Source organism: Limnohabitans parvus II-B4, assembly GCF_003063455.1.
In the GTDB taxonomy this organism is placed as follows: domain Bacteria; phylum Pseudomonadota; class Gammaproteobacteria; order Burkholderiales; family Burkholderiaceae_C; genus Limnohabitans_A; species Limnohabitans_A parvus.
This window is the reverse complement of record NZ_NESN01000001.1, coordinates 140,808-163,611: the sequence shown is the minus strand read 5'-3', so window position 1 is coordinate 163,611 and position 22,804 is coordinate 140,808. Positions and strand designations below refer to the sequence as shown.

The window sequence follows — 22,804 nt, the reverse complement described above, 5'->3', positions numbered from 1 at the left end:
ATGCCCTGAGTGTGCCTGCTTCCGAACAGCGGGCTTTTTCGTGAAAACCCGTGGTGTGCGGTGCCCAAACTTGATAGTGCTTGGCGCGCCTTGTGCATAGCATGGGCATCAGATTGAAAGACACCCGATGAACCTGCCGAAGCTGCATATCGCCGTTTTGCTGACCAACGACGACACCTCGGCGTTTGCCGCGCATTTCCCGAACGACGGACAAAAGGTGGTTCAGCTGCTGCAGCCTCTGCGTCCGGACTGGTCGTTCGAGGTTTTGCCGGTCAAGGACGGGGTGCTGCCTGCGAGCCCTGCAGACTTTGACGGCTACGTCATCACCGGCAGCCCGGCCTCGGTCAACGACAACAACCTGCCCTGGGTCGGTTCGTTGCTGGATTTCATCCGCGCCACCGATGCCGCCCGCCAGCCACTGATCGGCCTGTGCTTTGGCCACCAGGCGGTGGCCCGGGCGCTGGGCGGGCAGGTGGCGCGCAACGCGGCGGGTTGGGGCTTGGGCACCGCCCCAACGCACTGGCAGCAAGCACGCCCCTGGATGCAGCCCGCGCAAAGCACCACCACCTTGATGGCGGCCCACAACGAACAGGTCACCCGCATGCCCGAGGGGGCCGAGTGCCTGGGTGGCAGCGATTTTTGCACCATCGGCTCGATGCAGGTCGGTCAGCACATCTGGACCACCCAGTACCACCCCGAAATGCCGCAGGTGTTCATGCAGGCGCTGCTGGGCTACCTGGCCGACAAGCTCGACAACGACACCTTGGCCCGCGCCCACGGCAGCCTGCAGCAGGCCGCCGATGTGCCACTGTTTGGCCAGTGGATGGCGCAATTCATTGAACATGCAAGGAACACCCGCCCATGACCGTCTGGCACCCCACCGACGATGGCCACGCCGACCTGGCGGACCACGACAGCTATGTGAACGGCACGCCGCACAACACCTTCCAGCGCCTTCGCGACGAAGACCCGATGGCCTGGTGCAATTGGTCCGAAGGCAAGGGCTTTTGGTCGGTCACGCGGCATGCCGACATTCTGGAGCTCAACCGCAATCACCAGCGCTTGAGTTCTGCCCAAGGCATCCGCATGGAGGACCAAACGCACGAGGAGTACATGGCGCGGCGCACTTTTCAGGAGACCGACCCGCCCGAGCACACCCGCACCCGCATGCTGGTGGCCAAGGCCTTTTCCAAGCCCATGATGGCGCTGTACGAAGAGCAGATCCGCGAGCTCTGTGTGGGCATCCTCGACCAAGCGCTGGGGCTGGGTGAGTTTGACGCCACGCACCAGATCGCCCGCCAGCTGCCCATGCGCATGCTTGGGCGCATCGCGGGTTTGCCTGAAGAGGACTTGGACTGGCTGGTGGACAAGGGCGACGCGCTCATGGCCAACACCGACAGCGACTTCACCAGCCATGTGGTCGACAAAATGGACACCGAGGCCTACCGCTTCATGCCGTTTCGCTCGCCTGCCGGGGCTGACTTGTTCGACTACGCGGCCCAGATGATGGAGCGCAAACGCGCAGCGGGTGACACCAGCGGCGTGCTGCACCTGATCACCCAGCCCGATGCGCAAGGCAATGTCATCAGCGACACCGAGTTCCGCAACTTCTTTTGCCTGCTGGTGGCTGCAGGCAACGACACCACCCGCTATTCGATTGCGGCGGCCTTGCACGCGCTGGCCAACCAGCCGGGTCTGATGCAGCAACTCAAGGCGGTGCAGGGCGAGGCCGCCTGGGAAGGCGTGGCCGACGAGTTCATCCGCTGGGCTTCGCCCGCCACGCATTTCCGCCGCACCGCGACCGAGGACTTCGAGTACCACGGCAAACAGGTCAAGGCGGGCGACAAGGTGCTCTTGTGGTTCATCTCGGGCAACCGCGACGAGCGGGCTTTTGAGCAGCCCTTCACCGTCAACCTGAGCCGGGGTGTGAATCGCCACCTGTCGTTTGGGCAGGGTGGGGCGCACGCCTGTCTGGGCATGTGGCTGGCGCGGCTGGAGCTGCGCGTCTTGCTGCAAGAGCTGATCCAACGTGTTGACCGCATCGAGCAAACGGGCGAACACGCCTTTTTGCGCTCGAATTTTGTTTGTGGCATCAAACGCCTGCCGGTGCGCATGCATCTCATCTGAACCTAGGGTTGAAAGGAATCACCATGTCCAATGTTCAAGAACGCCTGCGGGTGCTGTTTTGTGACCACCTGGCCATTGCGCGTGGCAAGTACGTCACGCTCCAACCCGGGCAAGGCGGCGGTGCCCGTTTTTGCCGAGGCACCTTTGGCGTGACGTATGAGAAAGAACTGATCCCCGCGCCCGGCGCCATGGTCATGGAAGGCCTGCCCGACATGGAGGCGGCCTACACCGCAGACGACATTCGCCCAGGCTGGCAGCCGTTCACCCAGGTGGCCATTGGCGACCTCAAAGCCAACGATGGCACGCCTTTACCTATGTGCGGGCGCAGCGCCTTGAAGCGCGCCGTGGCCGACTGGCAGGCCATGGGCTACGACCCCATGGTGGGCATTGAGCTCGAAGCCTTTGCCTTTCAGATCGAGCCCGACGGCTCGCTCAAACCCTACGACACGCCAGCGGCCCATGTGTATGCCACGGGCCCCTTTGCCGACCCGAGGGGCTTCACTGATGCACTGTGGGAAAAGGCCACGTCCGCGGGTTTTCGCATCGACAGCATGAACACCGAATACGACGCGCCGCAGTTCGAGTTCACGCTGAAATACGACCGCGCCGTCAAGGCGGTGGACGACATCTTTTTGTTCCGCCTCTTGGCGCGCGAAGTCGCTTTCCAGCACGGCATCGTGCTGACCTTCATGCCCAAACCCATCCTCACGGTGGGGGGCAGCGGGGTGCACATCAACTTCAGCTTGCGCGATGCTCAGGGCCATAACGCCATCTCGGGTGGGCACGACGCGAGCCAGTTCAACGCATTGACGCTCGGCTGCACCGCCGGGCTGATGCACCACCACCAGGCCCTGGCGGGCCTGCTGGCCCCCAGCGCCAACTCCTACCAGCGCCTGCAACCGGCCAGCCTCTCGGGCTTCTGGCAAAACTGGGCGGTGGACCACCGGGGCGTCACGGTGCGTTTGTCGGCTGAAAGTGGCCCCGGTGCGCGCATCGAGCACCGCATGGGCGACGCCGCCGCCAACCCCTACACCCACACCGCCGCCGTGCTGCAGGCCGCCCGCTTGGGCGTGGCCAACGCTTACAAGCTGCAGCCCGCAGAGACGGGTGACTGTCTGGAAAACAAGGATGCCACCCACAGCGTGCCGAGCACTTTGGGCGGAGCCTTGGATGCGCTCGAAGCCGACACGGCGCTCACGCAAGCGCTGGGCGAAGGCCTGGTGGCCAACCATGTGGGCATCAAGCGCCACGAGATCGAGCGCACCGCAGGCCTGGAAGGCGACGCGCTGCGCGATCACTACATCCGATTCATTTGAACTGAAAGAACAAACCCCATGCCCCAAGTGCACTGGATCATGAGCAACGGCGACCGCGTGAGCGATGACGTGAACGACGGCACCAACCTGATGGACGCCGCGCAGATGAACGGTATCCCCGGCGTTGCGGGCGAATGTGGTGGCTGCCTGTCGTGCGCCACTTGCCATGTTTATGTCGATGAAGCCTGGCTGGCCGCTTGCCCACCCATGGACGAAGTTGAAAACGCCATGCTCGACATCGTCATCGCACCCCGCCAAAGTGGCAGCCGTCTGAGCTGCCAGCTGGTCGCCTCTGCTGCGCTGGATGGCATCGTGTTGCATGTGCCCGACTGAAGGCGGCCCATGAAACAAGAACAGATCGACGCGCTGCGCCACTTGCCCATCCCCGACCAGGGGATGCTGATCGACGGGCAGTGGGCTGCGGCAGCGTCTGGCCAGACGCTCCCCGTGGTCTCGCCCATCGACGGGCAACAGCTTTGCACCATTGCAGCTGCCGGGCAGCCCGATGTGGACCGCGCTGTGCAGGCAGCACGCCGCAGCTTTGGGCAAGGCGTGTGGTCGCGCATGGCGCCAGCCGAGCGCAAGAAAATTTTGCACCGCATCGCCGACCGCATCGAGGCGCACCACGCAGAGTTGGCGGTGCTGGGCGTGCGCGACAACGGCACCGAGATCGCCATGGCCTGGAAGGCCGAGCCGGGCAGCGCGGCGGGCACTTTTCGTTATTACGCGGAGTGCGTGGACAAGGTCAACGGCGAGATCGCACCCACACCCGATGGCACGCTGGGCTTGATCCACAAGGAGGCGGTCGGCGTGGTCGGAGCCATCGTGCCCTGGAACTTCCCGTTGATGATCGGCGCCTGGAAGATCGCCCCGGCGCTGGCAGCAGGCAACTCGGTGGTGCTCAAACCGTCCGAAGACGCCTCTCTGTCTTTGCTTCGCTTGGCGCAGCTGTGTCTGGATGCTGGCTTGCCGCCGGGCGTGCTCAATGTCGTGACCGGTACAGGCGCAGAGGCGGGCGAGGCACTGGCGCGGCACATGGATGTGGACATCCTGACCTTCACCGGCTCCGGCCCGGTGGGGCGCATGTTGCTCAAGGCTTCGGCCGAGTCCAACCTCAAGCGGGTGTACCTGGAGCTGGGCGGCAAGTCGCCCAATGTCGTGTTTGACGATGCGCCCGATTTGGCGCAGGCGGCCAAAGTCTCGGCCATGGGCATTTACCGCAACAGCGGTCAGGTGTGTGTGGCGGGCGCGCGCCTGTTGGTGCAGCGCTCGGTGCACGATGAATTTGTGGATCGCCTGCACAAGATCGCGGCCAGCTTGCGCGTGGGTGACCCGCTGGATGTGAGCACCGAGATCGGTGCGGTCAGCAGCGCCCGTCAATTGGCCAAAAATCTGGCGGCGGTGCAGACTGCGCAGCAGCAGGGTGCCCGCCTGCGTGTGGGCGGTGGGGCTTTGCAGCCCGTGGCAGGCGGCAGCTACATGGCCCCTGCATTGTTCGATGGCGTGACGCCCGACATGACCTTGGCACGCGAAGAAGTCTTTGGCCCGGTGCTGGCGGTCTTGCCTTTTGACGTCGAGGCCGATGCGGTGCGCTTGGCCAACGATTCGACCTATGGCTTGGCGTCAGCGGTGTGGACCGGCAGCCTCTCACGCGCCCACCGTATGGTGCGCGCCATCAAGGCCGGGGTGGTGCACGTCAACACCTACGGCGGCCCCGATATCACCGTGCCGCTGGGCGGGGTGCGCCAGTCGGGCAACGGGCACGACAAATCGATGCACGCCTTGGACAAATACCTGGACCTGAAAACGGCCTGGATTCAGCTTTGATTTTGAAAGTAAGCGACATGAACCACGAGCAACTCAAGGCCGACAACGCGCAATACCTCTGGCACCCCATGGCCCACCCGGGGGCGATGAAGAAGTCCACCCCCGACATCATTGCCAAAGGCGAGGGCTGCTGGATATGGGACGTGGACGGCCACAAGATGCTCGATGGTGTGGGGGGCTTGTGGGCCTGCAACCTGGGCCACAGCAACAAGCCAGTGCGCGACGCCATCGTGGCGCAGATGGACGAGCTGCCGTTCTACAACGTGTTCCGCGGCACCACGCATGTACGGGCCATCGAGCTGTCCAAACGCCTGGTGCAGATGATGCAGCCCGAAGACGTGGCCACGGTCATGTTCTCCAACGGCGGCTCGGATGCGGTGGAGGGCGCATTGAAGGTGGCTCGCCAGTACTGGAAGCTCAAGGGCCAAGCCGACCGCTTCAAATTCATCAGCCTGCGCCAGGGTTACCACGGTGTGCACTTTGGCGGCATGAGCGTGAACGGCAACACCAACTTCCGCCGCGCTTACGAGCCCTTGCTGCCCGGGTGCTTCCACATTGACACGCCCTGGGCGTACCACAACCCCTACACCGATGACCCGATCCGCTTGGGCGAAATCTGCGCCGAGTTGCTGGAGCGCGAAATCGTGTTCCAGGGGCCGGACACAGTGGCCGCTTTCATTGCCGAGCCGGTGCAGGGCGCGGGCGGTGTGATCGTGCCGCCGCCCAACTACTGGCCGTTGGTGCGCCAGATTTGCGACAAGTATGGCGTGCTCTTGATCGCCGACGAGGTGGTGACCGGCTTTGGCCGCAGCGGCGAGCTGTTTGGCACGCGCCTGTGGGGGGTGAACGCCGACATGTGGTGCCTGGCCAAGGGCATTTCTTCAGGTTACATCCCGCTCGGGGCCACGGCCATCAACCGCCGCATCGCCGACGTGTTTGATGCCGACACCACGGGCACGGCTTCGGTCTCGCACGGCTACACCTACAGCGCGCACCCGATCGCAGCCGCTGCGGCGCTGGCCACGCTCGACCAGATCGAGGCGCTGGACATTCCTGGCAACGCCGCACGCGTGGGTGCGCACCTGCAGACGCGCTTGCGCAAGTTGGTGGACACCTGCAGCTTTGTGGGCGATGTGCGCGGTGTGGGCCTGATGTTGGGCATCGAGATGGTGAGCGACAAGGCCAAGCGCACTCCCATGCCCCGCACCAGCGACATCCCGGCGCGGGTGGCCAAGGCGGCTTACAAGGCAGGCCTGATGGTGCGCATCTCCGGCCCCAACCTGATCCTGTCGCCCCCGCTGGTCATCACCCGTGAGGAGGTCGACTTCATGTGCGACGTGCTCGAAGCCGCCTTTGCCGCCGTGCAGGAGGGCCGCGCATGAAGAGCCCGGTCATCCTGATTGTCGGCACGGTCGACACCAAGAGCGACGAGATCGGCTTCATGCGCGAGCAGGTGATCGCCGCAGGCGGCCAGGCGCTGGTCATGGACGTAGGGGTGTTGACCAAAGGCCGGGTGGTCCCGGACATCGCCAACACCGACGTTGCTGCGTCTGCGGGCGTGACGTTGCAGCAGGTCATGGACAGTGGCGATGAAAACAGCGCCATGGCTTTGATGGCGCAAGGCGCATCGGCCTTGGCTGCCCAACTGCAGCGCGAAGGCAGCATGGACGGTCTGCTGGTGCTGGGCGGTACCATGGGCACCGACTTGGCGCTGGATGTCGCCAGCAGCTTGCCGCTGGGCGTGCCCAAAGTGGTGCTGTCCACGGTGGCTTTTTCGCCCCTTTTGCCGCCCGAGCGCATGCCGCCGGATTTAATGATGGTGCTCTGGGCAGGTGGCCTCTACGGCCTCAACAGCCTGTGCCAGTCGGCGCTGGCCCAAGCCGCAGGCGCGGTGGTGGGGGCCTGCCACGTGGCGCGGGTGCCGCGCTTTGACAGGCCCGTGGTCGGCATGACGTCCTTGGGATCGAGCTGCCTGAAATACATGGTGCAGCTGCAGCCCGATCTGGACAAGCGTGGTTTTGATTTGGCCGTGTTTCACACCACGGGCATGGGGGGCAGGGCGTTTGAATCGCTGGCCGCGCAAGGCCAGTTCGCTTGCGTGATGGATTTCAGTCTGCAGGAGATGGTCAACCAGATGGGCGGCTCAGTGGTGAGCGCAGGCCCTGACCGCCTCATGGGCGCGGGCCTCAAAGGCGTGCCGATGATCGTCGCCCCTGGCGCCACCGATCTGGTGGATTACCCGGCCTGGGGCCAGATGCCCGAGCGCTTTGCCGGGCGGCCCTCACACGACCACAACCGCCTGATCGCTTCGGTGGGCATCGACGCCGACATGCGCCGCGAATTCGCCCGCGAGCTGGCCAGCCGAGTGCGACAGGCCCGTGGCCCAGTGCACTTGGTGTTGCCACTGCAAGGCATCGAAGAGTGGGACCGGCCCGGCGCGCCGTTGCATGATGCTGAAGGCTTGGCGGCTTTGATGGATGAATGCGGCCAATGCGATTGGGGCGCAGCGGAGGTTTCGCGCATCGACGCGCACATCAACGACGCGGCTTTTGTGCAGCAGGTGCTCAAGGTCTTTGACGACTGGCTGGCCCGCGGGCTGGTGAAAAAGGTCGCGCCATGAGCGCCGCATCGGCCAAGGCCTTGGTGCTGGACTTTGGCGGGGTCATCAGCCGCACCCTGTTTGAAACGCACGATCTGAGCGAGGCGGCGCTCGGTTTGCCGCCCGGCACGCTGACCTGGCGTGGCCCCTTTGATCCGGAGACCGATGCGCTTTGGCAGGCCATGCAGGCCGACCACATCACCGAACGCGAGTACTGGATGGCCCGCACCCGCAGCGTGGGTGACCTGGTGGGTGAAGAATGGAACGACATGCAGACCTTCGTGCAGCGAGCTCGGGGGGCGGATGTAGAAGCGGTGATCCGGCCTGAAGCGGTGACCGCCGTTCACCAAGCCAAGGCGGCGGGTTGCAAACTGGCGGTACTGTCCAACGAGCTGGACCTGTTTTATGGCGCGAGTTTTCGCGAGCGTTTGCCTTTGCTGCAGCTCTTTGACGTGATCATCGACGCCACTTACACAGGCATCCTCAAGCCCGACCGCCGGGCTTACGAGATGTGCACCGAGGCGCTGGGCGTCGCGCCCGCAGACTGCGTGTTTGTGGACGACCAGAGCCGCAATGTCTTGGGGGCGATGCGGCTGGGCTGGCAGACGGTGCAGTTCGATGTGACGCACCCGGCCGACTCCTACCAGCGGGCCTTGAAACTGCTCGGCCTGTGAGAGGGCGGGGCAGTCAGGGTAAATCCCGAGCCTGAATGTGTGGTGTTTCGCTGACAGGGGCACCTGATGCCTTTGTAATTACGCATAATTATCGGAAATTACAAAGGCAATTTTCATGGCCGGACACGTCAATTCATTGCATGACCAGGTGGCGCAGCAACTGCGCGACCAGATCTTTGCGGGTGAGCTGTCACCGGGCGCGTTTGTGGACGAAACCCGCTTGTGCGAACAGCTGGCCATTTCGCGGACACCTTTGCGCGAAGCGCTGAAGGTGCTCGCGGCAGAAGGGCTGATTCGGCATGAACCCCGGCGCGGCAGCTTTGTCAACGAAGTCACCGAGCAGGACCTCGACGAGATTTTCCCGGTCATCGCTTTGCTCGAAGGGCGTTGCGCCTTTGAGGCCGCCTTGCAGGCCACCGACGCCGACATCGCCGCGCTCGAAGGCCTGCACCAGCAGCTCGAGGGCAGCGCCGCCCAGGGCCGCATCCCCGACTACTATGCCGCCAATTACGCGATCCATGAAGCCATCATCGCCATGGCGGGCAACAAGTGGTTGGCCCAGGTGATCAGCGATTTGCGCAAGATCCTCAAGCTGGCCCGCTTGCAGCAGCTCAACGCGCCCGGGCGCTTGGCCCAGTCACTGGCCGAGCACATGGCGATTTTTGCCGCCTTGAAGGCCCGAGACGCCGAAGGTGCGGACGCGGCCATGCGCACCCATTTGACCCGACAACGCGAAGCCTTGCGTCAGCTGGCCCGGCAGAGCAAAAGCCGCATTGCAGCGGTCAGCACAGAACACGACAAAAGCGGGGTTCCCACATGAACACATCGGAATGGATTGGCCGCAAAGTGGCCGGTTGGCTGCCCACGGGCAAGCGCGAGGGCGAGGGCCATGCACCCACTGCAGACGGCAAGCCCGATGGTCGCGCGTCTAAGCCTGCCGCAGCCAAAGAAGCGACCGTGCGCTCGTCGCGCGAGCGGCTCAACGCCACCTTGCGCCAGAAGGAAGAGGCGCTGTCGCCCCGCGTGCTGCGCCGCACCCTGACCGAGCTGCAGGCCATCGTCGACCCCAGCGTGAGCGAGGTCGAGGGCGGCAAGCGCGCCCGGGGTGTGGCCCAGTGGTACGCCTTGGCCACGCCCGAGCAGCGCCAGGACTGCTGGCTGCTGATGAGCGAGCAGTTCGCGCCCGATGCGAGCAAGGTCAAAGCGGCGCGTGAACAGTACGAAGCTTCTGTGGGCACGCCCGACGAAGGCGTGGCCGAGATCCGTTTGCGCAAGGCCCTGGTGTCGCCCCGCACGCGGCTGTTGCAACGCTTTGCGGTGTTCCCGGAGGGCATGCGCTTTCTGGTCGACTTGCGCCAGGAGCTGATGCCTGCGCTCAAGTCGAACAAGCGACTGCTGGCCCTGGAGGCCGAGTTGGAGAACCTGTTCACCACCTGGTTCGATGTGGCCTTTCTGGAGCTGCGCCGCATCAGTTGGGATTCGCCCGCGAGCCTGGTCGAAAAACTCATCAAGTACGAGGCGGTGCACGACATCAAGAGCTGGGGAGACGTCAAGAACCGGCTCGATTCGGACCGACGTTGCTATGGCTTCTTTCATCCCCGCTTGCCCGATGAGCCGCTGATTTTTGTGGAGGTGGCGTTCATGGACGAGATCGCCGCCAGCATCAGCCCGCTGCTCGATGAATCGGCTGAGGCGGTGGACCTGAGCCGGGCGTCCACGGCGATTTTTTATTCCATCAGCAACACCCAGCAAGGCCTCAAGGGCGTGAGCTTTGGCGACTCGCTCATCAAGCGGGTGGTGGAGACCTTGCGGGCCGATTTCCCCAAGCTCAAGACCTTTGCTACTTTGTCGCCCATCCCGGGGTTCCGGGCCTGGTTGAACAAGAACGCTGAGCGCATGCTCGAAGACACGCCTGAGAAAATGCGCACCCAACTCGGGCGCGCCGTGGGCTTTGAGCCTGCCACAGCCGGGCATGTGCTGTCGGCGCTTGACCAGGTGCCGACTTTGCCCGAGCGTTCGGCCTTGCGGCAGTGGCTGCTGGCGTGTGCCGCGCATTACTTGGGCAAAGAGCTCAGCGAAGAGCGCCCGGCTGACCCGGTGGCGCGCTTTCACCTGGGCAACGGCGCCCGTGTGGAGCAGATCAACTGGGCGGCCGATCTGTCAAGCAAGGGCATCAAGCAGTCGTTTGGCTTGATGGTCAACTATCTGTACGATTTGCGCAAACTCGACCGCCATCGTCAGGGGCTTGTTCAGCGAAAAATTCCGGTTTCAGACCGTGTTAAAGACTTGTATTTTTAGACCCAACCGTCCATTGCATTCATTACAAAAAAGGAGACAACCATGACCCCATCCCAACCCTTCTTCGATCGCCGAGGCGTTTTGAAATTGGCAGCTTCGGCAGCTGCTGCCAGTGTCTGGCATGTGCAAGCGCAATCCTCATGGCCTGCGAAGCCTGTCACGATGATCGTGCCATTCCCGGCTGGCGGTGGCACCGATGCTTTTGCAAGGCCCATGTCGGCGCAGTTTTCACGCTTGACGGGCAAACAGCTCATCATCGACAACCGTGGCGGCGCGGGCGGCACACTGGGTGCAGGTATCGCTGCCAAATCGGCCCCTGACGGTTACACCTTGTTCATGGGCGCTGTGCACCACACGATTGCGCCCTTCATGTACGCCAAGCTCGACTACGACCTGGAACGCGATCTCACGCCCTTGATCCTGGTGGCCAACGTGCCGCAGGTGCTGGTGGTCAACCCCAAGAAAGTCGATGCGGCCGACTTCAAGACCTTTTTGGAGTTCGTGAAGAAGAACCCGGCGCGTTTGAACTACGGCTCGGCCGGGGGCGGCACGTCGCACCATCTGGCGGGCGAGCTGTTCAAGCTGCAGACCAAAACCTTCATCACGCACATTCCTTACCGTGGTGCAGGGCCGGCTTTACAAGACCTGATCGCTGGCAACGTGGACATGATGTTCGATGGCCTGGGGTCATCAGCCAGCCACATCAAGTCCGGCCGCGTCAAGGCGCTGATGGTCTCGGGCAGCAAGCGCAGCCCGGCTTTCCCCGATGTGCCATGCTCGGCAGAGCTGGGTTTGCCCGATTACACGGTGTCGACCTGGTACGGTGTGTGGGCCCCCAAAGGCTCACCTGCCGACGCCCAAGCCCGCGCCATGGAGGAAATCCGCAAAGCTTGCCAAACTGAGGAAGCCAAAGCCGTGTGGGCCTCGCAAGGCGCCGAGTTCCCCAACCTGACAGGTGCGCAGTTTGATGCATTCATCAAGGGCGAACTCAAAAAGTGGTCACAGGTCGTCAAGTCCTCGGGTGCCAAACTCGACTGACATTCATCTAGACCTGTCTTTTCATTTATCTCCATTTTCGACATGAGCTCACATAACCTTTATGCCGCACTGCGTGCAGCTTTCCCCACAGATCTGAATGCGGTGGCTGTAGAAACCGATGAGGGCTTGCACTACACCTGGCTTGACCTGGAACGGTCAACAGCCATGGTGGCGAACTTGCTGAAGTCCCTGGATCTGCCCAATGGCAGCCGGGTGGCGGTGCAGGTCGAAAAATCGGTCGAAGCCATGATCTTGTACTTGGCCACCTTGCGCGCCGGGTATGTCTTTTTGCCGCTCAACACCGCTTACCAAAGCGCCGAGATCGAGTACTTCATTGGCAATGCAGAGCCTGCGGTCGTGGTGTGCAGCAGCGCCAACTTTGGCTGGGTCAGCAAAATTGCGTTCAAAGCGGGAACACACCACGTCTTCACCTTGAACGACGACCGCACTGGCAGCTTGCTTGACCGGGCCTCGCACCACACCGACCAGCACACGCCAGAGCCATGCAAGGCCGATGATCTGGCGGCCATCCTTTACACAAGCGGCACCACGGGGCGCAGCAAGGGCGCGATGCTCACGCACGGCAACATGCTGAGCAACGCGCTCACGCTCAAGGATTACTGGGGTTGGAAAAAGAACGATGTACTGATCCACGCACTGCCGATTTTCCATGTGCACGGCTTGTTTGTGGCCATTCACGGTGCCTTGATCAACGGCAGCAAGATGATCTGGATGGCCAAGTTCGATCCCAAACGGGCCATTGCGAACATGGCTAAAGCCACTGTGTTCATGGGGGTGCCCACTTTGTATGTCCGCATGCTGGCGGAGCCCTCGCTCACGCGCGATGCCGTCAAAAACATGCGGCTGTTCATCGCGGGATCGGCCCCTTTATTGATCGAAACCTTTGCCGAATGGCAAACACGAACTGGGCAGACCATCCTGGAGCGCTACGGCATGAGCGAGACCGCCATGCTGACCTCGAACCCGTACAGTGCGGACGCCCGTTATGGCAAGCAGTCTGAGCGGCGGGGCGGCACCGTTGGTTTTCCTTTGCCTGGCGTGTCTTTGCGCGTGCGTGGTGACGATGGCCAGGATTTACCGGTGGGAGAGATTGGCGGTATCCAGGTCAGAGGTCCGAATGTGTTCAAGGGTTACTGGCGCATGCCTGAGAAGACCGCTGAAGAATTTACTGCTGATGGCTTTTTCAGAACCGGCGATGTGGGCAAGGTCGACGAGCGAGGCTATGTGACCATTGTGGGCCGCAGCAAAGACCTGATCATCAGTGGCGGCTACAACGTGTACCCGGCCGAGATCGAAGGCTACATCAACGAGATGAAGGGCGTGTCCGAAAGCGCTGTTGTGGGTGTGACGCACCCGGACTTTGGTGAAGTGGGCGTGGCTGTGGTCATTGCCAAGCCGGGAGCCACTCTGCAACCCGAAGCCATCGTGGCGGAACTCAAGTCCAAACTGGCGAATTTCAAAATTCCCAAAAAGTGCTTCGTCGTGTCGGAGTTGCCTCGTAACACGATGGGTAAGGTCCAAAAGAACCTGCTGCGAGAGCAATACAAGTCCTTGTTTGCTTGAGCGGCTGAGTGCAGACCCTAAAAGACCGCCGAGGCGGTCTTTTTTTCGCCATTTAAGGGGCTACTGACTGAATGTAAGCGTTCTTTTCGTGGATCCGCTGGATGTATTGAGCGGCTTGTTCTGGTGTCATTTCCTGGTTGACGACTTTCACATTCACGTACCAGAGCTCCTCTTCCATTGAGGGCCATACGCGGTTGAGCTTTTCCGCATTGATGCGGATGGTGTCATCGCACTCTTTGCGCCAGTTCATCATCTCCAAGCTCAAGGGGTCGTTGATCGCTACGGTGTGTTTTGACAATGAAAAGAAGCCGCTCAAGGTGTTTGTCATCAGTTGTGCGAACTCTTGGGATGCCAACCATTCGATGAGCAGTTGGGTTGCTTCCGGATGGCGTGTGTTTTTGTTGATGCCGATACCGAAATCAGGATGAACTGACAAATGACAACGCTCGTTCTTGTTTTCGAGAGGGGGTTTGAAGACGCCCATGTCGATTTGTTTTTTGTAAGCAAAACTGGTGCTCCGCAAAAAGTCGATATCCCAAGAACCTGTGGGATAAATGGCCGCGTTCCCGGTCGCAAACAACAGCTGGATGTCGCTGTTGGACATTTCGGTTTGCCTCGGATGCATGTAGGGCTTGAACTGGCTCATCATTCGCCAAGCTTTAATGAATTCGGGATCGGTGAATTTCCGGCTGCCATTCATCAGCCCATGTCGTGCTTTTTCACCGCCCCAGAAGTTGGGCCCCATGCCCGTGAAGATCACCTGAGTCGCTTCCCACATGTCGGCCGTTCCCAAGGCCAAAGGTGTGGTTTTGCCTGCGGCTGCCACTTTTTGGAGCCTGTCCATGAATTCGGCCTCGGTTTTCGGTGGCTCAAGCTGCAACTGCCGGAAAATCTCCTTGTTGTAGAAGATGCCATGGATGACATAGGCCACGGGCAGACAATAAGTGGTTTTTCCATCGTCTGTGGTCCAGGCTCGCCGCGCTTTGGGGTCGAAGTTTTCGAGTTGTTTTTCGGTCAGGGCTTGTAAGAATCCCTTGTCGTTCAAGCGTAACCCACCATCAAATGGGCGACAAAAAACGACATCTCCAGCCGCTCGTGTCGACAGACGGGAGTACAGCCGTCCGTCGTAGAGCAGGGCTTCCTCAGGCGCAAACTTCAATCGGATGCCGGGATGCTTGCGCTGAAATGCAGGAATGATCACGCGGTCCCAGAAAAGCTGGTCATCTTTGCGCCAACTTTCGATGACCAGTTCCTGCGCAGACAGCTTGGCGCTGAAGATGAGGCCCAAACAACTTGCCAGCAAAGCAGTTTGCAACAGCGCCCACACCACAGACCGCTTGGCACTGAATGCTTGTTCTAACCATCGGATCACCACATCAAGTCCTCTTTTGAATAGAGAACCATTGTAGTTATTTGTATACCCAAATCAGGGTATCGATCCATACCCGTTCAGCGCAAAACGAGTACCGGAATGTGTGAGTGTGTCAGGACTTGTTGGGTCTCGCTGCCCAGCAGCAAACGCTTGATGCCTTTGCGTCCGTGCGAGGCCATGACGATCAGATCGGCTTTTTGTTTTTTGGCGGCGGCAATGATGGCGTCGGAAACGACATCCGATTTGACCGTGATCGCTTTGGTGGCGACGCCTTTGCCTTTGGCCGCTTTTTCAATAGCCGCCAGTTGCACCTGCGCAGACTCTGTCCATTGCGTTTCAATGCGTGAAATTTCTTCAGCAGACAAAGGAATGCTGCCTTCAAAGTACGCTTGGGGGTAACGGGGCACCACCTTGAGTGCGACCAATTCAGCACCGCAAGTTGCAGCCAGCTCAATGGCGCTGGCAACGGCTTTTTTGGACAAGGTAGAACCATCGGTGGCCACGAGAATGCGTTTGTACATGGAGTGCTCCTGAAGGGTTGTAAAAAGCCAGCATAAAAGAGCGCAGCCCCGGATCAATTGATGCACGTCAAGCTTTCTTCGCCTCTTCTGTCGTATCTTCTGAACATGACACAAGTCAATGTTTTGCCATCTTTGCCTGATTTGCATGCCTCCGCGCTGGTTGGGCAAGCGGCTATGCCGATGGAAAGCGCTGACCGCTTGAAGTTGCTGGACGATCCGGCGGAATGGGCTGCTTTCAGCTTGCCCGAAAAAGACAGGGCAGGGCACTGGAGTTCGAGTGTGGTGTTTGAAGGCATGCATTGCGCCGCTTGTGCCATCACCCTCGAAGACGCCTTGCGTGCGGTACCCGGCGTTGAATCGGTCCAAATCAGTTCAGCCAGCCACAGAGGGCGGGTCGTTTGGTCACCAGAGCAAACCCGCCCCTCAGAATGGATGCAATCGGTTGAGCGCTTTGGCTATAAGGCCGTGCCAGCGAACGATGCGCACGCACACGAGCATCGGCGTCAGGAAGCTCGCCGCATGGTCTGGCGCCTGTCGGTAGCCGCCATGTGCATGATGCAAGTGATGATGTATGCCACCCCGGCGTATGTGTCTGCACCCGGTGACATCTCGGCCGAATCCATGCATCTGCTCCGGTGGGCTTCATGGGTGCTGTCTTTGCCGGTGATGCTTTTCTCCTGTGCGCCTTTTTTCGGCAGTGCCTGGCGCGACTTGCGGGAACGTCAAGTGAGCATGGACCTGCCGGTTGCATTGGGCATGGTGGTGACTTTCGTGGTCAGCAGCTTGGGCACTTTTGAACCTGCAGGTCCATTCGGTGCCGAGGTGTATTTCGATTCACTGACCATGTTTGTTTTTTTTCTGCTTATGGGGCGTTGGCTGGAGTTGCGCTTGCGCGACCGCACTGCCGGCGCGCTGGAAGCGGTTCTCAACCGTTTGCCGGACAGCATCCGCAAACGCCTGCCGGATGGGACATGGGAGCGCATCTCCATCAGGCGACTGGGCGTGGGGGATGTGATCGAGGTGCTGCCGGGTGAGGCTTTTGCGGGCGATGGTCTTGTGCTGTCAGGACAAACCCAAGTGGACGAAGCTTTGCTCTCCGGTGAATCGCTTCCCCTGACCCGCAAAGTGGGGGACCGGGTCATTGCAGGCAGCCACAACCTGAGCGCAACCCTGGAGGTTCAAATTGAACAGGTTGGTGCAGCCACCCGCTATGCCCAAATCGTGGCACTGATGGAAAGCGCCTCGGTGTCCAAGCCTTCCATGGCCTTGCTGGTGGACCGCTGGGCCAAACCCTTTTTGATCGCGGTGCTGCTGGCTTCTTTCGCTTCGGCCATTTACTGGTGGCCAACTGATCCTGCGCACGCTTTGATGGTGGCAGTGGCTGTGTTGATCGTGACATGCCCTTGCGCCTTGTCGTTGGCAACGCCCGCAGCCATGCTGGCTACGGCAGGCGCGCTGGCTCGCAGCGGCGTATTGGTCAGGCGGCTGGAAGCCTTGCAAAACCTGGCCGGTATCGACACCCTGATTTTTGACAAAACAGGCACATTGACCCGTGACGCGTTCGAGGTGGCACAGATTCATACGCGTTCTGGCGTGTTGCCTCAACAGGCGCTGACTTGGGCGTCCACTTTGGCGCGACACTCATGGCATCCGGTGTCCCGTGCCTTGTGGGCTGAAGCACGCCGCCAAGCCCAGCTTGCCGGTGATTTGCCAGCTTTGGAGGCCTTGCTTGCCCAAAATGTGAGCGAAGAAGCAGGGCAGGGCATGCGAGGGGATCTGGACATGCCCGGTGGTGTCAAACTGAGCTTGCGCTTGGGGTCTGCCGTGTTTTGCAAGGCCCCCACTTTTCATGGGCACCATTTGCAAGTCAGTTTGGCCGACGATGCGGGCTGGCTGGCGACGTTTGAATTGACTGAAGAGCTGCGTCCCGAAGCCCCCGGCGTGGTTGCGGAACTGAAAAAGATGGGACTGACGCTGAAAGTGTTGTCAGGCGATGGGCCCGCTGCTGTGGCGCAGGTCGCCCAATTGGTGGGCATCCCAGATGCCCGCGGCGGGTGCAACCCACAAGACAAATTGCAGGCGCTCAAGCAATGGCAAGCCCAAGGTCACCGCGTGGCCATGGTCGGTGATGGCCTCAACGATGGACCGGTCTTGGCTGGCGCAGATGTGTCGTTTGCGCTGGGGCAGGCCGTCCCTTTGGCGCAGTCCAAAGCTGATTTTGTCTTGATGGGTGGGCAGCTGGGTGTTTTGGTCAGTACAGTGACACGCAGCCGACAAACCCTGCGCATTGTGAAACAAAACCTGGCTTGGGCGGCCGTGTACAACGCCGCTTGTGTGCCCTTGGCCCTGATGGGATTTTTGCCCGCATGGGCTGCCGGCTTGGGCATGGCACTCAGTTCGCTGTTGGTCGTGCTCAATGCGCTGCGCTTGGCACAAGGCTTGACCCCCGTCCCACTGCAAAATGTCGACCTCATCCACCCCGCAACGCCGACGTCCCCATGAGGAAAGCACGATGGACATCCTTTATTTATTGATCCCTTTGTCGGTCGCTTTGGTGTTTTTCATCCTTGCGGGGCTCTGGTGGGCCATTCACCGAGGCCAATTTGAGGACATTGAGGCCGAAGGCGAGCGCATTTTGCGCAACGATTGATTTCGATCAAGTGGCCTCGGTGTATACCCGGTCAAACTCTGGCAGTAGTTTTTAAAAAGAAGAGGTGAAAATGAAATTTGCCAATATGCAGGCGACGTCCTACAACGACACCGTTGTACGGCAGTTCGCCATCATGACGGTGGTCTGGGGTGTGGTGGGCATGCTTGTGGGCGTGATCATTGCGGCCCAGCTGACCTGGCCCGAGCTGAATCTGGGCATCCCATGGCTCAGTTATGGCCGTTTGCGTCCTCTGCACACCAATGCGGTGATCTTTGCATTTGGCGGTTGCGGCCTGTTCGCATCGGCCTATTACGTGGTGCAACGCACCTGTAACGTCCGTCTGTTCAACGACAAACTGGCCGCTTTCACCTTTTGGGGCTGGCAACTGGTCATCTTGCTGGCGGCCATCACCTTGCCTTTGGGTTACACCAGCGGCAAGGAATACGCCGAGCTGGAGTGGCCGATTGACATCCTGATCACCTTGGTCTGGGTTTCATTTGCCATCGTGTTCTTTGGCACCATCGGCACCCGCAAGGTTCGTCACATTTATGTGGCCAACTGGTTCTTTGGCGCGTTCATCATCGCCGTGGCGCTGCTGCACCTGGTCAACAGCGCCGCGCTGCCCGTGGGCATGATGAAGTCCTACTCGGCTTACGCCGGTGTCCAGGACGCCATGGTGCAGTGGTGGTATGGCCACAACGCCGTGGGCTTCTTCCTGACGGCGGGCTTCCTGGGCATGATGTATTACTTCATCCCCAAGCAGGCCGAGCGCCCTGTGTACTCGTACCGCTTGTCGATCGTGCACTTTTGGGCCCTGATCTTCACCTACATGTGGGCCGGTCCTCACCACCTGCACTACACCGCTTTGCCTGACTGGACCCAGTCGATCGGCATGGTCTTCTCCCTGATTTTGTTGGCCCCCAGCTGGGGCGGCATGATCAACGGCATCATGACCTTGTCGGGCGCATGGCACAAACTGCGCGACGACCCGATCCTGCGTTTCCTGATCGTGTCCCTGTCTTTCTACGGCATGTCGACCTTCGAAGGTCCGATGATGTCCATCAAGACCGTGAACGCGCTCAGCCACTACACCGACTGGACCGTGGGCCACGTGCACTCCGGCGCTCTGGGCTGGGTGGGCTTGGTGACCATGGGCTCCATGTACTACCTGATTCCCCGTCTGTTCGGTCAGAAAAAGATGTACAGCGTGAAAGCGATTGAAATCCACTTCTGGACCGCCACCATCGGTATCGTGATTTACATCGCCGCGATGTGGATTGCCGGGGTCATGCAGGGCCTGATGTGGCGCGCAGTCAACGCCGATGGCACCCTGACCTACACCTTTGTCGAGTCGGTGAAAGCCACCTTCCCGTTCTATGTGCTGCGACTGCTTGGCGGTTTGTTGTACCTGGGCGGCATGTGTGTGATGTTGTGGAACGTGATCAAGACAGCGACCCAGGGTCGTTCCGTTGAAGTCCAGATTCCCAACCTGACAGCCCACGCCTGAGGAGAAATAGAAAATGGCTCAAAACCAAAAATCGGGCGGTCTCTCCCATGAAAAAATCGAGACCAACAACTTCCTGATGATCGTGCTGATCCTGATCGTGTTGCTGGTCGGCGGCATGGTCGAAATCGTGCCCCTGTTCTTCCAGAAATCCACTACCCAGCCGGTCGAAGGTCTCAAGCCTTACACCGCGCTGCAAGTGGCGGGGCGTGATGTGTATGTGCGCGAAGGCTGCTACAACTGCCACTCGCAGATGATCCGACCCTTCCGCGCAGAGACTTTGCGCTACGGTGCCTACTCGGTGGCCGGCGAGTTCGTGTACGACCACCCCTTCCAGTGGGGTTCCAAGCGCACCGGTCCTGACCTGGCCCGTGTGGGCGGCCGTTACAGCGACGAATGGCACCGCATTCACTTGACCAACCCACGTGATGTCGTGCCTGAGTCCAACATGCCTGCGTATGCTTGGCTCGAAAAGAACCCCGTGGACGGAGCCAGCTTGCCCGCTCACATGAAAGGCTTGCGCACATTGGGCGCGCCTTACAGCGACGAAGAAATTGCCAAGGCAACCGAAGACGTCAAGGGCAAGACCGAGCTGGATGCTGTGATTGCGTACCTGCAAGGTATGGGCATTCACCGCAAATAAACGGAGCACACGCCATGGACATCAATATCCTGCGCTCCATCGTGACGGTGGTCACCTTTGTCATCTTCCTGGGCATCATCTGGTGGACCATGTCACGCCGTAACCAAGCCGATTTCGATGAAGCTGCGCAACTGCCGTTTCGTCAGGAAGACTGAATTGTCCTCACTGCATAAAAAACTAAAGGAATCGAAATGAGTGACTTCATCAGCAATTTCTGGCACTTGTATGTGGCTGGCATCACGCTGGTCAGCATCATCGCCTGCCTGATCCTTCTGTGGTTCAGCGGCAAAGCCAAGGCCATGACGGCCAACGACAACACCACCGGCCACGTCTGGGACGGCGATCTGCGTGAAATGAACAACCCTCTGCCACGCTGGTGGGTGGGCTTGTTCATCATCACCATCGTGTTCGCCTTTGTGTATCTGGCCATGTACCCCGGTGTGGGCAATCTGGCGGGTAAGTTCGGCTGGACATCGGCCGGTCAATACGACGCCGAAGTGGCCAAAGCCAACGCCGAAGTGGCGCCTTTGTATGCCAAGTTTTCGGGCATGTCGCCTGAAGAAGTATCCAAAGACCCCCAGGCCATGGCCATTGGTGACCGCTTGTTCATGAACAACTGCGCACAGTGCCATGGATCAGATGCCCGTGGCAGCAAAGGTTTCCCGAATTTGGCCGATAACGACTGGTTGTACGGTGGCTCTCCGGACGTCATCAAGGCGACTCTGACACAAGGGCGCAACGGCAATATGCCCCCGATGGCCGCAGCCGTGGGAACCCCCGAAGATGTTCGTAATGTGGCCCATTACGTACTCAGCCTGTCTGGCAGTCCGCATGACTCATTGCGAGCATCGTTGGGCAAGTCCAAGTTTGGTGCTTGTGCTGCATGTCACGGCATGGACGGCAAAGGCAATCACGCCATGGGTGCCCCCAACTTGACCGACGATGTTTGGTTGCACGGTTGGGGTGAAAACGCCATCGTCAACATGATCAATAACGGCAAAGTCAACCAGATGCCCGCACAGGCATCCAAACTAACAGAAGGCCAGATCCACGTATTGGCTTCTTATGTCTGGGGCTTGTCGAATAAGACAGCCGTAGCTCAATAAGGCGGCTCTGAGCAGTAGGTCATCGACGCAGGACACCCCATGAGGGTGTTCTGTGCATTTGAAAGCAGTGTTTTGGACTCCAAAGAAAACCCTTCCCGGAAAATTGTGCCCATCGTCCCGGTCGCATCGACAGAGAATTCTGAAGATGACGTTCAGATGGTGTCACTCTATGCCGCGACACAGAAAATTTACCCGCGTAGCGTACAAGGCATTTTTGCCAAATGGCGCTGGTTCATGGTGGTCCTGACACAACTGGTTTTTTATGGATTGCCCTGGATCGAGTGGGGCCAGCGCCAAGCAGTGCTGTTCGATTTGGGTGCACGACGCTTCTATATTTTTGGTTTTGTCTTGTACCCACAAGACTTCATCTATCTGACCGCGATCTTGGTGATCTCGGCCTTTTCATTGTTCCTGTTCACAGCTGTTGCAGGGCGTTTATGGTGTGGTTATGCCTGCCCACAGACGGTCTACAGCGAAATTTTCTTGTGGGTTGAGCGCAAGGTCGAAGGCGACCGAAGTGCCCGTATCCGCCTCGACGGTGAGAAACTGTCGCTCGAGAAACTTTTCAAGAAAGTTTATAAGCATATTTTTTGGCTGGCCATTGCCATGTGGACCGGCTTCACCTTCGTGGGTTATTTCACGCCCATCAAGGACCTTGGTATGGAATTTTTCCTCGGGAACATGAGTTCCTGGGAAGTTTTCTGGGTGTTCTTTTATGCCTTTGCAACCTATGGCAACGCTGGGTTCATGCGTGAACAGGTTTGTAAATACATGTGCCCCTATGCGCGTTTCCAAAGCGCTATGTTTGACAAGGACACGCTGATCGTCACCTATGACACGGAACGAGGCGAACCCCGAGGTCCACGATCCAAAAAAGCCGATCCATCTGCATTGGGTTTGGGGGCCTGCGTGGACTGCAGTTTGTGCGTGCAGGTGTGTCCAACAGGCATCGACATTCGCAAAGGCCTGCAATACGAGTGCATTGGCTGCGGCGCGTGTGCCGACGTGTGCGATACCGTCATGGACAAGGTAGGCTATCCACGTGGTTTGGTCAAATACTCGACCGAGCACGCCATGAAAAATGGATGGACCAAAGAGCAGACACTGCGTCATGTGTTCCGTCCACGGGTGATTTTGTACATCACTATTTTGGTGGTGGTGGTCGCGGCCCTGTTGACCAGTTTGGGTTTGCGTAAGCCTTTCAAGGTCGATGTGGTGCGCGACCGCGCCTCGCTGGCCCGAATCGTCGCAGGCGGCAAGATCGAAAACGTGTATCGCCTGCAGATCATGAATGCGGCTGAGACGCCCATGAACTTTGATCTGTCTGTCGATGGATTGCGTGACATGACTTTGCAGCTGGAAGGCGATGCACGCGTTGCCGCCACTGAGTCACGTTGGATTTCGGTGCGCGTTCAATTGCCCTATGATGCCGCGGCATCGGGGTCACACCCGATTCAATTCAAGATCAGCGCTCTCAATGAGGGTGGCCAAGTGCAATCCGAATTGATTGAAAAGTCTGTTTTCCTCGTGCCACGTTGAGCACAT

General features: G+C 59.9%; 21 protein-coding genes. 19 read left to right on the top strand and 2 right to left on the bottom strand.

Going from position 1 to position 22,804, the window contains the following annotated elements:
• The first annotated feature begins 127 nt into the window (after window positions 1–127).
• The 12 genes from B9Z37_RS00735 (at window position 128) to B9Z37_RS00680 (ending at window position 13,463) form a co-directional block, all read left to right on the top strand.
• Window positions 128–865, top strand: coding sequence for a type 1 glutamine amidotransferase (locus B9Z37_RS00735; protein WP_108311161.1), 738 nt, complete (start codon window positions 128–130; stop codon window positions 863–865).
• The gene (locus tag B9Z37_RS00730; RefSeq protein WP_108311160.1) at window positions 862–2,127 is read left to right on the top strand and encodes a cytochrome P450; all 1,266 of its coding nucleotides are present in this window, start codon (window positions 862–864) and stop codon (window positions 2,125–2,127) included. The genes B9Z37_RS00735 and B9Z37_RS00730 overlap by 4 nt, the downstream gene beginning before the upstream one ends.
• A 23-nt stretch (window positions 2,128–2,150) precedes the next feature.
• Window positions 2,151–3,443 carry a type I glutamate--ammonia ligase gene (locus B9Z37_RS00725; RefSeq protein ID WP_108311159.1) on the top strand — a complete coding sequence of 431 codons (1,293 nt, stop codon included), beginning with the start codon at window positions 2,151–2,153 and terminating at the stop codon, window positions 3,441–3,443.
• Between the two features lie 18 nt (window positions 3,444–3,461).
• The gene (locus B9Z37_RS00720; RefSeq protein ID WP_108311158.1) at window positions 3,462–3,776 is read left to right on the top strand and encodes a 2Fe-2S iron-sulfur cluster-binding protein; all 315 of its coding nucleotides are present in this window, start codon (window positions 3,462–3,464) and stop codon (window positions 3,774–3,776) included.
• A gap of 9 nt (window positions 3,777–3,785) precedes the next feature.
• The gene (locus B9Z37_RS00715; RefSeq protein WP_108311157.1) at window positions 3,786–5,270 is read left to right on the top strand and encodes an aldehyde dehydrogenase; all 1,485 of its coding nucleotides are present in this window, start codon (window positions 3,786–3,788) and stop codon (window positions 5,268–5,270) included.
• A 17-nt stretch (window positions 5,271–5,287) separates the two neighbouring features.
• Window positions 5,288–6,652, top strand: coding sequence for an aminotransferase class III-fold pyridoxal phosphate-dependent enzyme (locus tag B9Z37_RS00710; protein WP_108311156.1), 1,365 nt, complete (start codon window positions 5,288–5,290; stop codon window positions 6,650–6,652).
• Window positions 6,649–7,890 (top strand): Tm-1-like ATP-binding domain-containing protein, encoded by a 1,242-nt coding sequence (locus B9Z37_RS00705; protein WP_108311155.1) that lies wholly within the window; start codon window positions 6,649–6,651, stop codon window positions 7,888–7,890. The genes B9Z37_RS00710 and B9Z37_RS00705 overlap by 4 nt, the downstream gene beginning before the upstream one ends.
• Entirely contained in the window at window positions 7,887–8,543 is a 657-nt protein-coding gene (locus B9Z37_RS00700) for an HAD-IA family hydrolase (protein ID WP_108311154.1), read from the top strand. The genes B9Z37_RS00705 and B9Z37_RS00700 overlap by 4 nt, the downstream gene beginning before the upstream one ends.
• Before the next feature lie 115 nt (window positions 8,544–8,658).
• Window positions 8,659–9,363, top strand: coding sequence for a GntR family transcriptional regulator (locus B9Z37_RS00695; protein WP_108311153.1), 705 nt, complete (start codon window positions 8,659–8,661; stop codon window positions 9,361–9,363).
• Window positions 9,360–10,841 (top strand): malonyl-CoA decarboxylase, encoded by a 1,482-nt coding sequence (locus B9Z37_RS00690; protein WP_108311152.1) that lies wholly within the window; start codon window positions 9,360–9,362, stop codon window positions 10,839–10,841. The genes B9Z37_RS00695 and B9Z37_RS00690 overlap by 4 nt, the downstream gene beginning before the upstream one ends.
• A gap of 42 nt (window positions 10,842–10,883) precedes the next feature.
• A complete protein-coding gene (locus B9Z37_RS00685; protein ID WP_108311151.1) occupies window positions 10,884–11,879 on the top strand; it encodes a Bug family tripartite tricarboxylate transporter substrate binding protein in 996 nt (331 codons plus the stop codon).
• Between the two features lie 42 nt (window positions 11,880–11,921).
• On the top strand, window positions 11,922–13,463 hold the full coding sequence (locus B9Z37_RS00680) for a malonate--CoA ligase (RefSeq protein WP_108311150.1): 1,542 nt from the start codon (window positions 11,922–11,924) through the stop codon (window positions 13,461–13,463).
• A 52-nt stretch (window positions 13,464–13,515) separates the two neighbouring features.
• Here the strand turns inward: B9Z37_RS00680 and B9Z37_RS00675 are convergent, their stop codons facing one another.
• Both B9Z37_RS00675 and B9Z37_RS00670 read right to left on the bottom strand, forming a co-directional pair.
• The gene (locus tag B9Z37_RS00675; RefSeq protein WP_108311149.1) at window positions 13,516–14,838 is read right to left on the bottom strand and encodes an ABC transporter substrate-binding protein; all 1,323 of its coding nucleotides are present in this window, start codon (window positions 14,836–14,838) and stop codon (window positions 13,516–13,518) included.
• A gap of 74 nt (window positions 14,839–14,912) precedes the next feature.
• A complete protein-coding gene (locus B9Z37_RS00670; protein ID WP_108311148.1) occupies window positions 14,913–15,356 on the bottom strand; it encodes a universal stress protein in 444 nt (147 codons plus the stop codon).
• Between the two features lie 105 nt (window positions 15,357–15,461).
• Here B9Z37_RS00670 and B9Z37_RS00665 point away from each other — a divergent pair, with 105 nt between their 5' ends.
• The 7 genes from B9Z37_RS00665 (at window position 15,462) to ccoG (ending at window position 22,798) form a co-directional block, all read left to right on the top strand.
• Window positions 15,462–17,858, top strand: a complete 2,397-nt coding sequence (locus B9Z37_RS00665; RefSeq protein WP_205872522.1) for a heavy metal translocating P-type ATPase — start codon at window positions 15,462–15,464, stop codon at window positions 17,856–17,858.
• Window positions 17,859–17,868: 10 nt separating this feature from the next.
• Window positions 17,869–18,006: a cbb3-type cytochrome oxidase assembly protein CcoS gene (ccoS, locus tag B9Z37_RS00660; protein WP_019428923.1), complete on the top strand. Its 138-nt coding sequence runs from the start codon at window positions 17,869–17,871 to the stop codon at window positions 18,004–18,006.
• Between the two features lie 70 nt (window positions 18,007–18,076).
• Window positions 18,077–19,513, top strand: coding sequence for a cytochrome-c oxidase, cbb3-type subunit I (gene ccoN, locus B9Z37_RS00655; RefSeq protein WP_108311147.1), 1,437 nt, complete (start codon window positions 18,077–18,079; stop codon window positions 19,511–19,513).
• A gap of 13 nt (window positions 19,514–19,526) precedes the next feature.
• On the top strand, window positions 19,527–20,153 hold the full coding sequence (gene ccoO, locus B9Z37_RS00650) for a cytochrome-c oxidase, cbb3-type subunit II (protein ID WP_108311146.1): 627 nt from the start codon (window positions 19,527–19,529) through the stop codon (window positions 20,151–20,153).
• Window positions 20,154–20,167: 14 nt separating this feature from the next.
• Entirely contained in the window at window positions 20,168–20,308 is a 141-nt protein-coding gene (locus B9Z37_RS00645; protein WP_108311145.1) for a cbb3-type cytochrome oxidase subunit 3, read from the top strand.
• Window positions 20,309–20,344: 36 nt separating this feature from the next.
• Window positions 20,345–21,259 carry a cytochrome-c oxidase, cbb3-type subunit III gene (ccoP, locus tag B9Z37_RS00640; protein ID WP_108311144.1) on the top strand — a complete coding sequence of 305 codons (915 nt, stop codon included), beginning with the start codon at window positions 20,345–20,347 and terminating at the stop codon, window positions 21,257–21,259.
• Window positions 21,260–21,298: 39 nt separating this feature from the next.
• On the top strand, window positions 21,299–22,798 hold the full coding sequence (ccoG, locus tag B9Z37_RS00635; protein WP_108311143.1) for a cytochrome c oxidase accessory protein CcoG: 1,500 nt from the start codon (window positions 21,299–21,301) through the stop codon (window positions 22,796–22,798).
• Window positions 22,799–22,804 lie beyond the last annotated feature (6 nt).

What these genes read in the sequence shown, in the direction of transcription:
- B9Z37_RS00705 (WP_108311155.1), top strand. Translation starts at nt 6,649, where the DNA reads ATGAAGAGCCCGGTCATCCTGATTGTCGGCACGGTCGACACCAAGAGC.
- B9Z37_RS00730 (WP_108311160.1), top strand. Translation starts at nt 862, where the DNA reads ATGACCGTCTGGCACCCCACCGACGATGGCCACGCCGACCTGGCGGAC.
- ccoS (WP_019428923.1), top strand. Translation starts at nt 17,869, where the DNA reads ATGGACATCCTTTATTTATTGATCCCTTTGTCGGTCGCTTTGGTGTTT.
- B9Z37_RS00680 (WP_108311150.1), top strand. Translation starts at nt 11,922, where the DNA reads ATGAGCTCACATAACCTTTATGCCGCACTGCGTGCAGCTTTCCCCACA.
- B9Z37_RS00700 (WP_108311154.1), top strand. Translation starts at nt 7,887, where the DNA reads ATGAGCGCCGCATCGGCCAAGGCCTTGGTGCTGGACTTTGGCGGGGTC.
- B9Z37_RS00645 (WP_108311145.1), top strand. Translation starts at nt 20,168, where the DNA reads ATGGACATCAATATCCTGCGCTCCATCGTGACGGTGGTCACCTTTGTC.
- ccoO (WP_108311146.1), top strand. Translation starts at nt 19,527, where the DNA reads ATGGCTCAAAACCAAAAATCGGGCGGTCTCTCCCATGAAAAAATCGAG.
- B9Z37_RS00725 (WP_108311159.1), top strand. Translation starts at nt 2,151, where the DNA reads ATGTCCAATGTTCAAGAACGCCTGCGGGTGCTGTTTTGTGACCACCTG.
- B9Z37_RS00720 (WP_108311158.1), top strand. Translation starts at nt 3,462, where the DNA reads ATGCCCCAAGTGCACTGGATCATGAGCAACGGCGACCGCGTGAGCGAT.
- B9Z37_RS00695 (WP_108311153.1), top strand. Translation starts at nt 8,659, where the DNA reads ATGGCCGGACACGTCAATTCATTGCATGACCAGGTGGCGCAGCAACTG.
- B9Z37_RS00685 (WP_108311151.1), top strand. Translation starts at nt 10,884, where the DNA reads ATGACCCCATCCCAACCCTTCTTCGATCGCCGAGGCGTTTTGAAATTG.
- B9Z37_RS00690 (WP_108311152.1), top strand. Translation starts at nt 9,360, where the DNA reads ATGAACACATCGGAATGGATTGGCCGCAAAGTGGCCGGTTGGCTGCCC.
- B9Z37_RS00735 (WP_108311161.1), top strand. Translation starts at nt 128, where the DNA reads ATGAACCTGCCGAAGCTGCATATCGCCGTTTTGCTGACCAACGACGAC.
- ccoG (WP_108311143.1), top strand. Translation starts at nt 21,299, where the DNA reads ATGAGGGTGTTCTGTGCATTTGAAAGCAGTGTTTTGGACTCCAAAGAA.
- ccoN (WP_108311147.1), top strand. Translation starts at nt 18,077, where the DNA reads ATGAAATTTGCCAATATGCAGGCGACGTCCTACAACGACACCGTTGTA.
- ccoP (WP_108311144.1), top strand. Translation starts at nt 20,345, where the DNA reads ATGAGTGACTTCATCAGCAATTTCTGGCACTTGTATGTGGCTGGCATC.
- B9Z37_RS00670 (WP_108311148.1), bottom strand. Translation starts at nt 15,356, where the DNA reads ATGTACAAACGCATTCTCGTGGCCACCGATGGTTCTACCTTGTCCAAA.
- B9Z37_RS00665 (WP_205872522.1), top strand. Translation starts at nt 15,462, where the DNA reads ATGACACAAGTCAATGTTTTGCCATCTTTGCCTGATTTGCATGCCTCC.
- B9Z37_RS00715 (WP_108311157.1), top strand. Translation starts at nt 3,786, where the DNA reads ATGAAACAAGAACAGATCGACGCGCTGCGCCACTTGCCCATCCCCGAC.
- B9Z37_RS00710 (WP_108311156.1), top strand. Translation starts at nt 5,288, where the DNA reads ATGAACCACGAGCAACTCAAGGCCGACAACGCGCAATACCTCTGGCAC.